Here is a 12,531-nt window from a genome sequence, read left to right as displayed (position 1 = left end):
GGATCGCGCCAATGACCGGCAAGCCTACTACCGGCTGCTGCTGGAAGAGCTACTGCATGACCGGGAAATCGACCTGGAAGCGATTGCAATCCAGTCGCAGCAAACACCTTTCCGGCCGAGTGATGCCCGTGAGGATTGGAACGCACAAGCCAAACAAGACAAGCAAGCCGAAACGGAATCAGTGGCCGGATCAACGTCACAACACTCAACCGAACAACACTCTCCGGCAGGCGAAGAAACACTGTACGCAACAGTAATCACAGCCTTGCGCGAGGCACAGCTGATCGATGCGCATCATGCAACGGTTGAAACAAACACTCAACCGGCTGAACTCAGGCAACGGTTACGCATGACACTGCGCGCGATAGCCGTACCTGACTGGGTGAACAAACTACCGCCATCCATACGGATGGAAATCGCTTACCTGCTGGCGCCACAAGCGGCCGTGCTGAATGAACACCTGCTGGCGCAGACTGACAAGTTATACCGGGTAACCGGACAAAATAACCGGCAGCAATGGCAACAGCGTTTATGGGCTACCAGCCTGCAGTATCTATTGACTCTGGACACCGCTGAAATCACACCGACGATCTACTTGCAGGCAATCGCACGCGGCGTATCGGACGAGACTGGTGCTCAGATCACGCTACGGGCTTGGTATGAAACGTTGGCACGGAATAAAACGGCCGCTGCGATTCGTTTATTGTTACAGGCGCTGATCGAAACTCCGGCTGAATCACTGCACAGCGGGAAAGAAAATCCACTGGTCGAAACCGGAGTCAGTCCGTCGGCGCTGGTTGAGCAAGCAACAGCCATCGATTGGGATGCTTTGCTGAACCGAACTGAGCCGACCGATGTCACCGAGGAAATTTATATCGATAATGCCGGACAGGTACTGGCAGCGCCGTATTTGCCGCGGCTTTTCAGCATGCTGAAACTGGTCGAGGAGGGCGCTTTTGTCGATCGCCAGGCAGCCGAGCGTGCGGTGCATTTGCTGCAGTTCATGGTCAACGAGCAAACGCAATCGCCGGAATACCAGCTGACACTGAACAAAATTCTGTGCGGCGTATCGACCGGCATTCCGATCTGCCGGGAAATTGCGATCAGCGCGCAGGAACAGGAAACGATCGAAGGGTTGATGCGCGGTATGATTCAGAACTGGAAAACCATCGGTAATACCTCCATCAGCGGTTTACGCGAGACATTCCTGCGGCGTAAAGGGAAGTTGCAATTAAAAGAAGATGGCATGTGGTATCTGACGGTTGAGCCCGGCGTGTTTGATATGTTGCTGGATAGCTTGCCGTGGAGTTTTTCCGTCATCAAGCACAGCTGGATGGAGCGGGCGGTTCATGTTACCTGGCGCTAATAATTGTATGTATCTCATACGGGAAAAATACCGGCGATGATGGAAAGCGACGCAAACGCAGCCACTTTGGAAAAGGAAATCGCCTGGTTTAAGACGGTGCTGGCGGCGCGCTGTGATATTTATTTTTGCCGGGAAGGTGCTATTGAGGATATCCGTACGTTATCGCCGCCGGATATTGCCGCAGAGCAATCCGAATATGCGCAGCTGGTGCGGGAATACGCTATGGGATTCGATGAGCGGCTGGTGGTCATTCTAGCGCTGCTGCCGCACATACAACCGCATGTGCTGGATACTTTTTTGCTCAACAACCAGGAAACCGCGCGTGGATTTACCGAATTCGGCGGATGGAAAGGCAAAGGACACAGCGGATTTTTGCCCACCTGCGAAACGGCTGTTTTTATTCTGGCGGGAGATGATCTGGCAAAACGTTTCGACGCGATGCGTTTGTTTCAGCCTGATCATTATTTATCCAAACAGCAAATTCTCAAGGTGGAGCACAGCGCAAGCGGCGAGCCTTTTTTGAGCGCCATGCTGATGATGACGGTCGAGTATCTGAACCGATTGACGCTGGGGCGTCATGATAAGCCAGATTATGGCACCAACTTTCCGGCGAAATTGATTACGACTTCGCTGACTTGGGATGATCTGGTGCTCGATCCGGAAGTGATGGATGAAATCGAAAATATCAATACTTGGCTGCGGCATTCACAAACCATCTTGCAGCAGTGGAATCTGGGCAGAAATATCAAGCCGGGTTACCGCGCGTTATTTTATGGCCCGCCGGGCACGGGAAAAACGTTGACGGCGACGTTGATTGGATCGAGCATCGGCGTCGATGTGTACCGTATCGATCTGTCGATGGTGGTATCCAAATATATCGGCGAGACCGAAAAGAATCTGGCGAATGTGTTTGATCAAGCGGCAAACAAGAATTGGATTCTTTTTTTCGATGAAGCGGATGCGTTATTCGGTAAACGAACGCAAACCAGCAGCTCGAATGACCGCTACGCAAACCAGGAAGTATCGTATTTATTGCAGCGCGTTGAGGATTATCCCGGTGTGGTGATTCTGGCAACCAATTTGAAAACCAACATCGACGAAGCCTTTGCCCGGCGTTTCCAGACCTCGGTGCATTTTGCGATGCCGGACGCCGACCAGCGTTTAAGATTGTGGCGAGGTATGTTTGCCAGCAGCCGCTTGCTTGCGGCGGATGCCGATTTGGCAAAGCTGGCGGAGAGCTATGAGCTTTCAGGCGGCGCTATTACCAATGCGGTGCGCTACGCTGCCATTCAGGCGATACGGATGAAGCGCGATGTGATTATTCAGGATGATCTGATCAAAGGCGTGATAAAAGAATTGCTAAAAGAAGGCCGAACACTGTGAGTATGCGATGAAAAAATATTTCCTTTGCTGGATGGCATGCGTTTTTTTAAGCTGCTGCGTTTCCGCTGCGCTGGCAGTGGACGCGCAGTACGATCGCTTGCTCGATCAAGAAAAATTCAAACGGTTGGATAAATCCACAGTCAGTGGCATGCAGCGCAACTTGGCGTTGATTTATCAAGGCGACCGCGATTGGAAAAAGGATGTTGCGCAGAGCAAACAGCCGCTGACGGATGGGAAAATGGGGCCGGTCACGTTGTACTGGCTGCAACGGTTTATTCACGATTTCAAGATTGAGCCGGTCGGCCAATATGTCAATGAAACCAAGAACCGTCTGGAGCGTATCGCATCCTTCGCGAATATGTTTCCGGAAGAGGCAGAAGTGCTGATCAGCGCTGATTTTGCGCTGTGGAATGACGATCAGCCGGAAATTCAGAGGAATAGTTATTACAAGGTGCGGCGCAGCGGAACCGATCAAGCACTGCTCGATCTCGTGTATCTCTATCTGCAAGTGATCGATCCACAGGTGGAATCGATAACGATTCATAAGAATCAACCGATGATCAATTTCTATCAGCTGGCGGCGGAAGATTTCAAGATACTGCAAGGGAAAGGCCAGATTTATGCGCAGTTGTCCAAACTGGTCAATAAGAAATTCGATAACGTAGCGGCTTTGCAAGCGGCCATCGCGGAGGTGCTTAAGGATTATCCCGATCTGGTGGATAAATTGACGCCGGTGATCCAGCAATATTACCGCTATGCCGATGCCGTCATCAGTCAGAGCTTCCTCGATGTGCTGATGGGCGATGCGCTGTTTACTTCGCTCAATGGTGTTCTCGCTGAATTATTGGATAAGTCATTAAAAGGTGTCGTCTATCCTGATAAACATCTGTTTGAGCAGGCGGCAAAGTCGAAAATCTATGCGGGTATTGGCGCCTGCCAGGATGTCAATAAACAGAATGCTTATGTGGCCGGGTTAAAAATCAGCGATGACGATTTTAAAAAATTGACCGAGGACTTGCTGACCGGCCCCTATCAGGGAATGCGCGATTTTTCCCAGCAGTTGAAGGAGATTGATTTATTGCGCTTGCACCCCAAAGAGGATTGCGAAGACCACGATCTGGCATTGATTGATGAATTTGTCACCGGTCTGTATGAGCAGGTGGTACAGCCCGCCATCGCACCACTATATAAGAAAAGTCCGGTTTATCGCGCCGCATCGTCCGTTCAATGGGATGGCAGCGGCTGCGGTTGCGTGCTGGATGATTTGTCCGGCACGGTGTACGGTTTTTACCCGTTCTGGCTGGCTGGAGAGAAGCAAACGGTTAATTTCAGCGTATTGTCCAGAGTCGCTTATTACGGGCTTTCTTTCGACGAAGACGGCATCATCAAGCACGCGAATAATATACATAACGAAAGCACGATTTTATCGCTCGGTGATGCGGGCCGGGATGCGCAGACCGCATTTATTCAGGCTGCTCGCAAACACAACAGCAAAGTCGATTGGGTCATCCGGAATGATAAATCCTACTGGGAGCGCTGGAAGAAGTTATCCAATCCGTCCAAAGCAGCGGTTTTTGAAACGTTGACGGAAAACATCGTGAATCTGCTCACCAGCCAATTAACCGATCGTTTCAGCACAATACGGCAGAATATAACCTTCGGCATGATTCCGCCGCCCGCGCTGGGCGATGGCATTACGTTGTATTTTGATGGTTTCCCGGATGATCGCGAATCCGTTGAATTGTTCAACCGCTTCTTTACCGAACTACAGAAAAGATTGTTTGCGCAGGGAGGCGATTATTTTGTCAATATCCTGGTGCCGCAATCCGCGCTCGGTAGCGGTGTTTACCGGTATGCCAATTTATTTGCCTGGGTTGATAATACCAAGCCTTCCAGCAGCGCGGATACATCGTTTGCAACCAATGCGCGTTCTGACGTGAGAACCAAGATTCTGATTCTGATTGAAGAACCGACCACGGATTCCAAAAAGAAATTGCGGCTGGATATCGAAAATGGCGAACTGCACGGTATCGAACGCGGTATCTTGCTTAGACATATCGTTCCGGTCATCGAATTCGATGGCAGGGACTGGAAGCAACTGGAAGACGACATTGTGTATTTTAAAGATAACTTTGGCGGAATCGGATTCTGGCCTTTATGGGCCAACGAGCCGGAGGTCGTTGCGGAAATGCCGTTCCGTTGCGATGAAATTAATTTTGTCAGCGGCTGCCTGGTGAGATATTTTCAAAATACCACCTGGCATGGTGAACCGGAATCGATGCTGGAAAAAATGGTCTGCGAAAATCGCGTGTACTTCCGGTTAGCATTAGTTGCGCTGATCTTCTTATGTTTGTTATTCACCATCCTGTATTTGTATTCATGCCGTATCCATAAGAAGATCATTAACTTTTATGTGATTTATCTGCTGGTTATTCTGCTGCCCACAGTGATTGTCGCATTGCTGTTGTTAACCTATGATCCTCTGCTGGAGCCCGTTTCTGCGGGTAATTTGCCGTTGATCCTGGTGGTTTCCGGCGGTATTGCAGTCAGTATCATTGCTTATCAGCGGCGGAAAAAACAAATGCGCAAGCCATCGCGGCCTAGAATCAGCGATTAGACCGGGTACTGATTTCACGCGCAGAAAATTAGGGTTTAAAAGGAAATGACTACAATGGACCTGATTGAAAAAGCGACCGTCATGCATTACCACCGTCATCGTATTGCTGAATTTCAACACGGCACGGTCGAATCACTGGGATGGCGCGGTGCGCATAGCCAGCAAGTCCGCTACCAAGTGCTGGCCAAAGTGGGTAACTTGAGTGGTAAGACGATTCTCGATGCCGGGTGCGGGTATGGCGATTTGAAAGCGTTCCTGGATCGGCATTTTTCCGGCTTCGATTATATCGGCATCGATCAAATGCCGGAGTTTATCGCCGAAGCTCGGAAGCGCTACGAAGGCATCGAACGGACAACTTTTTATCAAACGGACTTCAGTAGCGCAGAATTACCGCAGGTCGATTATGTCATCGCCAGCGGCGTATTGGGATACCGCTGTAAAGATGACAGTTTTTATACCGCCATGATCGGAAAATTGTATAACAGCGCCAGCATCGCGTTGGCTTTCAACATGCTGGATAAAAGCCATTTCCCGCAGCATGATTTGCTGATCGGGCACGACCGGGAAGAAATCCTGACACTTTGCCGGGTGCTGTCGCCGCGCGTAGAATGCCTCAGTGATTATTTGGAAGATGATTTTACGGTGTTGATGTATAGGGATGAAGTTGATGGTCAGTTGCCGGTGTAAAATTGGAAGTAATATCCCATAACGCGGAGGAAAGCATGAAACAATCAGTGTCAACTGGATCGGAACAACAGCAAGCAAGACAGTTCCAGCCTAATGCTAATGGGATGCATGCAGGAAACTCATCGGATTTTGTCGATAACCGACCGGAGACTATCGCACTAAGGCAGTTAAAAGATACCATTCTTTCCAATCCAAAAACAATTGCTCAACGCAATAGGACGGAACAATTTCATAATATGTCGCGAGGGAAATTGAATGCGCTGCAGCGTATCAAGGAAGAAAAGCCGCTTCAGGGTAAGTTCGCAACTGCCCAGCGCCGCGAGTTAGGGATCATCAACGCTAGAACCGTGCAACGGAAGGAACAAGAAGCCGAAAAACCATTGCCAGGATCAGTCGTGCCAAGCCAAGAGCTAGGTGACACGGCAGCCAATACAATCGACGGTGTCGAAAAAGCACCGCCACTAAAGCCCATGCAAGCAGCTCCGACACCCAAATCCGGCACCTTGCCGACCGACCCTGCAGCGGCTGCGGAAATAGAACAACGGGCACTTGAGGTGGAGGCCGCTGTGCAGGCTTTGATGAAACAATCCGCCGACACGCTAAGCCTGCAACAGGGCTTGTCCACGCTGGCCGAAGCCTACCGCTTGAAAGACATCCGGTTGAAAGGCGTCGGACATGCCAAGCCAAAGGTCGTCTTTGAGATCAATCCGACTTACGAGGTTGCATACGATTCCGGTTCTTCAATTGGTTATCGCATGCTTGGTAGCGGCACAGGAGAAGCCACTCAAACCAATGCCTTGTTTAAAACTGGCAGCATAACATTAGGTACAGCCTCGGCTACGGTAGGTCGGGAAATGATCGCCAATCCGCTGTCGCAAGACCATCAACCAGGATCTGATTCCAACAAGGACTCCGATCAAGACAGTTTGATGAAACAGCTTGCCAATAGCGGAAACACCGGTGTTCCGAATCATTCTAAATACATCAAGGGGCACTTGTTAAACCATGATGTGGGCGGCCCCGGCAATGCCATCAATCTATATCCAATCACTGCCGACGCCAATGACAAGCACTTGAAGTTTGTCGAGAAATGGGTCAAGTCTAGCGTACAGGCAGGCTATGTCTGCTACTATCATGTCAAGGTGGATGGTGAAAGCATCTCGCATTTGCCAAGTGGCAAATACCAAGTGGATTCCAACTTCAATTTCGACTTTTTTCGCTACAGCATAGATGGAAACCCTGTTCCAGGTTCCCGCCATCAAGGCAGCATCCAATCCCGCTATCTGGCCTATGGGGAAAAGCCTTATGGAATCGCAGAAGAATTCGGAAAATCAGGCAGCCCTGAAGCTAGCAAGCTGGATGAAGGCAAAGGGACGCCGAAGGCGGCGCCATTGGGCGGTGAGCAAACTAAAACTGTATCGGGTTACAAGCTGCAACATCCAGCAGGTAAGGGATTCATCACCGGTGAGGCTTCTGGCAAACCTTTGCCAGCAGTATATGGCGGTTCGGGAACCTTGGGCTTTAGTGGTATCACCTTGGCTCACAGTCCTGACAGTGGAGAGGCAAACGTACTTGAATCCTTCACGGGCGATACTGTGGTGCAACCCATAGGCTCGCCAGTCAAGCGAAAAAAGTCTTGGCAGCAAGTCAGGATTTATCTGTCGCAGGATAAAAAAATCCCGCCTGGAACCGTCGGTTGGATGAGTAGCAAGGCATTAAAGAAAGGGATACCGTTCTCTTCTTCGGTGCAGTGGCTGCGGCCTATCAATTTATCAGACAGCATTGGTGGGATTAATTCTGGCGCTATATATACTTTCTTTGGCGGCGCCGGTGTGGCTCTAACCAGGAATGAATACGGTAGTTGGGTGCAAGTGAGCGTGATTCATTCGCTTGACGATAAGCTGTCAAAAGGCATTGTGGCCTGGATGAAAGCTGCATGGCTGGAATAAATCTGCCTCTTGGACAGGCGCGGGGAATTCTCGATCATTGCTAGCGATTCCATGATTTTCACGCAGCGGGATGCCCTTGCGCTGGATTAAAGTGGATCTGGAAACGGATTCTTCTCAGGTGGACTATGGCTCTACTAAAAACGGTAGTGTGGTGAAGCTCACACCCAGCGACAGACGGGCACAACATCTCTCGATTGCTGAATGGCTAGATCCTTTGCTGTGACTGTAAAGCGCCCTGGAACCTGGAAATGGCATCATCTTGATTTGGAATATGGTATGGTATTCAGGATTTGATTGCAGCAAATGTGAATTGAAATTCAATAGCTTTGTTGTAAAGCTTTAGTGCGAGTAAAATATTTAGTGATGATCTATAGCAAGTGACTTCAACTAGCGAGTCAGATTGATATTCACTTGTCAGTCAAAGATTGAAAATGGCATAAGATAAACGGAGGGAAGTATGAAACGATTATCATCGATTGAGTCAGAACGGCAACAAACGCGTAATCCTGCTGCCGTGGCAACTATATCATCCGTTCATCAAGCTTTTGCGGACAATCGTGAATCGACTGCAAATCGGCGGCAATTGATGACTGCTATGGTCAATTCTCCCCAAGCTATCGCGCAAAGAAAAATCAGTCAGCTGATACACAATAGTTCGCGCATACTGGCGCAACGCAAAATGTTATCGGGAGAACCGGTGCAGCGCGTCGAGGAAGAAGAGCTGCTGCAAAAGAAATCCGAGCTGATCCAACGAGTCGAGGAAGAAGAGTTGCAGAAAAAAGCAGCCACGGATGCTCCCGCACAATTAAAAGAGCAATCTTCCGCCCAAACCAACAATACCGCGAACAACACCGGCCTGCCGGATAATCTCAAATCCGGTATCGAATCGCTGTCCGGTATGTCGATGGATTCTGTCCGGGTGCATTACAACTCATTGCAACCGGCACAGCTCAACGCGCTTGCTTATGCGCAAGGCACCGATATCCATGTCGCACCAGGGCAGGAGCAGCATTTGCCGCATGAAGCCTGGCATGTGGTGCAGCAGGCGCAAGGCCGGGTGCAGCCGACAATGCAGATGAAGGAAGGTGTTCCCATCAATGATGATCGTGGCTTAGAGCACGAAGCGGATGTGATGGGTGCGAAGGCATTAGGAAGCGCTGTTTAGCTTAAATAGGAATAAGCCGACGGGGTTGTGGCGTTAAATCCCGCCGGATTCATGCATTGTGTCGCAATATCACTATTCCAACGCAGTCTGCACGCGGTTATCCATCGTCAACGCACGAAAGTCAGTTTCCCAACCCTTTAATTTATCGTGCGCATGCTGGCGTTGCGCTGGTGTGGTGCTGTTGTGCATGCGTGCGATGAAGCCGCAGGTATGCTCGGATAATTTTATTTGGTAAGCCCGGTAATCCGGGTCATCAGAGCGGTGCGTGTGGGCAATCAGCTTCCGTAACGAAGCCGTGGCCGGTTCAGGCGCGGCGGATTCGGTGGCGAGCTGGCGCAGGGTTCGCAGGGTTTCTTGTTGCCGCCGCTGGCGTTCGGTCAACCATGCTTCTGGGTTGAAGGGGGAAGCTTCAAGGCTGGCGATGATTAAGCGCCGTTGTGTTTTGTCGATATCGCCGTAAAGATTCTCGATGCGTTTGACCGTCCGCTTGATGGCTGCGCGCAGCCGGTCTTCGGGATCGGGCTGCAGGAAGTCCTCGCGCAGCTCTTCGTTACTCTTGGCGTAGCGTTTTTCGAGATGACGCCATTGCGTTTCATCCAAACGTAGTACCACCGGTGTGCCGAGATGCGCGGCGTGATCGAAAGTGGGCGCGATGATAGCTTGCAGCTCGTCGGACCAGCTACAGACTTGCTCGGGCGTCAGCGGGCCGTCGACCCGGCTGCGTATCGCGGCTAACCAATCCGCGTATTCCGGCAACTGGTTGGCGCGGTGCCAGCCAAACCATTGGTGAATGGCGTGCTTGGCGTGCGGCGCTTGTTCCCGGCTGAAATCGACATAACCATCGAGCCACCACCACACCATTTGCGGCCCATTATCATAGCCAAGTCTCAGCATGCTACAACCGCTGAACAGCAACAGCAAGGCGATCAGCGCGATTCGTGCGAGTGATTTACGTAAGGTGTGCGGCATGATGACAGTTGTCCATTCAAACGGTAAGCAGATGAGAATTTTACCGCAATCGCGCCTGTCTTTTTTGACGTAAAGTGTTATTTCGAATCGCTAGGATTTATGCATCTTTGGCGATAACATTGCAGGACTTCAATTTTGGATGCTTGCAAATGCGTACTTCGCGAATTTTCTACATTCATGATCCCATGTGCAGCTGGTGCTACGCCTTCAGCCAAAGCTGGGCTGCGTTGCAACGGGATTTGCCGCACGATATGGACATTGTTTACCTCGTCGGTGGCCTGGCGCCGGACACCGCCGAACCGATGCCACCCGCGACGCAGAAAATGGTGCAACAAGCCTGGCAGCGCATCGAACAAACCGTTCCCGGTGTTCACTTCAATTGGGACTTCTGGTCGCGCAATACACCGATCCGCTCAACGTATCCGGCTTGCCGGGCTGTTCTGGCGGCCAAAAAGCAACGCACTGAAGCTGAGCCAGAAATGATCCGCGCCATTCAAACCGCCTATTATCAACAAGCAAAGAATCCATCGCTGCCGGAAACTTTGCAAGCATGCGCCCGTGAGATAGGATTGGACGCGGACGCCTTCATCGAAGACCTGAAAAGTCCGGCGATAGAAAATGAACTACAGCAGCAAATGCAACAGGCAAGAAGCATGGAAGTTTATTCCTATCCGTCTTTGCGATTGGTGCATAACAATAACGTGTATCCGATTGCTATCGATTATTTGGATCATCGCACTATGCTGAGCGAGATCAGAGCGATCGAATCTGTAGTGTCTCACACCTAATCATATAGTTTTAGAGGTTGTTCTCCACTCAATCTGGCATTGATTGAATGGGACCGATCCAATGCAGTCTGCGAGACTGAGTGATTGATGGTGGTTTGTATCGCCCAAGGTTGCAATATTTTTCTCGAATGACTTCCAGATTGCTTATACTATCTATTCAAGAATATATTCATATATTAATTCAAATGTATGTCACCACACGCTGAGACTATTCGGATGCGACTATTTGGCGGGCCGCTATCTGGACGTCAACTATCTGAAATTGTTGGTGCAAGTCAACCAACGATCTCCCGCGCTCTGACCGAACTGGGCGATGAAATCGTTCGGATTGGCGCTGCGCGATCTATTCAGTACACGCTACGCGATGTCATGCGCGGCTTGCCGGACTTCCCGGTTTATCGAGTCGATGTGGAAGGCCGGATACGTCAGCTGGGAATGTTGATTCCAGTGCGTCCGGAAGGGTTCGTTATGTGCCAAGAGAATGGAACCGCTCTCCATAGCCACGGTTTGCCATGGTGGTTGTTTGACATGCGTCCCCAAGGGTATCTCGGCCGGGCTTACGCTGCTCGTCACGGCGTTGAACTGGGGCTGCCGGGGCGGCTCAATGACTGGACTGATACTCACGTTTTGCGGGCGCTGCTTGCGCATGGCCATGATGTGGTGGGGAATCTGCTGCTGGGCGATATTGCCAGGGATCGTTTTCTCGCCGCGTCTGTTCCCGATCCAATCGAAGAGAGGCAAAAGACCAAAGAATATGCCCGGTTGGCACTAGAAGCCGCGTGCGGCGAGAAACCTGGGTCGTCAGCTGGCGGTGAGCAGCCAAAGTTCACCACCTTCGCTATAACGCCCGATGGGTCCCGGCATGTCATTGTGAAATTCAGCGAGATGGAAGAAAACCCTGTGAGCGAACGCTGGCGTGATTTGTTGTTAGCCGAACATCTCGCGCTGAATACGCTACGCGAAGCCGGTATCCCTGCCGCCAAGACACGAATAGTGGATCACGGCAACCAACGTTTCCTTGAAGCGGAGCGTTTTGACCGTATCGGCAACTTGGGCCGGCGCGCACTATTCTCCTTGGCTGCACTGGACGCCGAATTCGTCGGCGCAGGAACAGGTGGTTGGCCCATCATGGTACACCGGCTGGCGGCTGACGGTCAGATTCGTCAAGAAGCAGCGGATCGTGCAGATCTCCTGTGGGCTTTCGGCACCCTGATCGGAAATACCGACATGCACAGCGGCAATCTGTCATTCGTCTCCGAACAGGGCCGCCCTTATGATATTGCACCGGCTTACGATATGACGCCGATGACCTTTGCGCCCCGTAGTGGCGGTGGGCTACAGAGCGCCATGTCCGGGGCAAGCATTTGCGCTGGCGTGACCAACGAAACCTGGCGATACGCTGAACAACTAGCTTGTGTGTTCCTTGCTCAAATGAAAGCGAGCACAGGATTCAGCCACCGGTTCAGATCGTGTATCGCCGCGCTTGAGAACCACATCAAAACGGCCAGTGCTAAGATTGACCGGCTAGGATGAGTGTGTAGAGATCATTGCACGGCCACAATCCTAGGGTAATCTCGCAATACCCTGATCCATTCAATTCCAAGCGA

The 12,531-nt window shown here is 51.0% G+C and carries 10 protein-coding genes; 9 read left to right on the top strand and 1 reads right to left on the bottom strand.

Annotated elements, in window-relative coordinates; all coding sequences use genetic code 11:
• The 7 genes from DU481_RS11050 to DU481_RS11020 form a co-directional block, all read left to right on the top strand.
• The coding region (locus DU481_RS11050; protein WP_350134468.1) for a contractile injection system tape measure protein at nucleotides 1–1,366 on the top strand (1,366 nt) is incomplete at its 5' end.
• 3 nt (nucleotides 1,367–1,369) lie between these two features.
• Nucleotides 1,370–2,749: an ATP-binding protein gene (locus tag DU481_RS11045; RefSeq protein ID WP_350134467.1), complete on the top strand. Its 1,380-nt coding sequence runs from the start codon at nucleotides 1,370–1,372 to the stop codon at nucleotides 2,747–2,749.
• 7 nt (nucleotides 2,750–2,756) lie between these two features.
• The gene (locus DU481_RS11040) at nucleotides 2,757–5,366 is read left to right on the top strand and encodes a hypothetical protein (RefSeq protein WP_350134465.1); all 2,610 of its coding nucleotides are present in this window, start codon (nucleotides 2,757–2,759) and stop codon (nucleotides 5,364–5,366) included.
• A 54-nt stretch (nucleotides 5,367–5,420) separates the two neighbouring features.
• Entirely contained in the window at nucleotides 5,421–6,053 is a 633-nt protein-coding gene (locus DU481_RS11035) for a class I SAM-dependent methyltransferase (protein ID WP_350134464.1), read from the top strand.
• 35 nt (nucleotides 6,054–6,088) lie between these two features.
• Nucleotides 6,089–8,002 (top strand): hypothetical protein, encoded by a 1,914-nt coding sequence (locus DU481_RS11030; RefSeq protein WP_350134462.1) that lies wholly within the window; start codon nucleotides 6,089–6,091, stop codon nucleotides 8,000–8,002.
• Between the two features lie 70 nt (nucleotides 8,003–8,072).
• The gene (locus tag DU481_RS11025) at nucleotides 8,073–8,225 is read left to right on the top strand and encodes a hypothetical protein (RefSeq protein WP_350134460.1); all 153 of its coding nucleotides are present in this window, start codon (nucleotides 8,073–8,075) and stop codon (nucleotides 8,223–8,225) included.
• Nucleotides 8,226–8,459: 234 nt separating this feature from the next.
• On the top strand, nucleotides 8,460–9,167 hold the full coding sequence (locus DU481_RS11020) for an eCIS core domain-containing protein (protein WP_350134458.1): 708 nt from the start codon (nucleotides 8,460–8,462) through the stop codon (nucleotides 9,165–9,167).
• A 72-nt stretch (nucleotides 9,168–9,239) separates the two neighbouring features.
• Here the strand turns inward: DU481_RS11020 and DU481_RS11015 are convergent, their stop codons facing one another.
• Nucleotides 9,240–10,136, bottom strand: a complete 897-nt coding sequence (locus DU481_RS11015; protein WP_350134456.1) for a DUF6279 family lipoprotein — start codon at nucleotides 10,134–10,136, stop codon at nucleotides 9,240–9,242.
• 149 nt (nucleotides 10,137–10,285) lie between these two features.
• Between DU481_RS11015 and DU481_RS11010 the strand changes: the two genes are divergently transcribed.
• Together DU481_RS11010 and yjjJ are read left to right on the top strand one after the other, a co-directional pair.
• Nucleotides 10,286–10,924 (top strand): DsbA family protein, encoded by a 639-nt coding sequence (locus DU481_RS11010; protein ID WP_350134454.1) that lies wholly within the window; start codon nucleotides 10,286–10,288, stop codon nucleotides 10,922–10,924.
• A 189-nt stretch (nucleotides 10,925–11,113) separates the two neighbouring features.
• Nucleotides 11,114–12,457 (top strand): type II toxin-antitoxin system HipA family toxin YjjJ, encoded by a 1,344-nt coding sequence (gene yjjJ / locus DU481_RS11005; protein ID WP_350134453.1) that lies wholly within the window; start codon nucleotides 11,114–11,116, stop codon nucleotides 12,455–12,457.
• Nucleotides 12,458–12,531: the final 74 nt, after the last annotated feature.

It is taken from the genome of Nitrosomonas sp., assembly GCF_040240425.1.
Taxonomy (GTDB): domain Bacteria; phylum Pseudomonadota; class Gammaproteobacteria; order Burkholderiales; family Nitrosomonadaceae; genus Nitrosomonas.
This window is presented reverse-complemented; position numbering and strand designations above follow the sequence as displayed.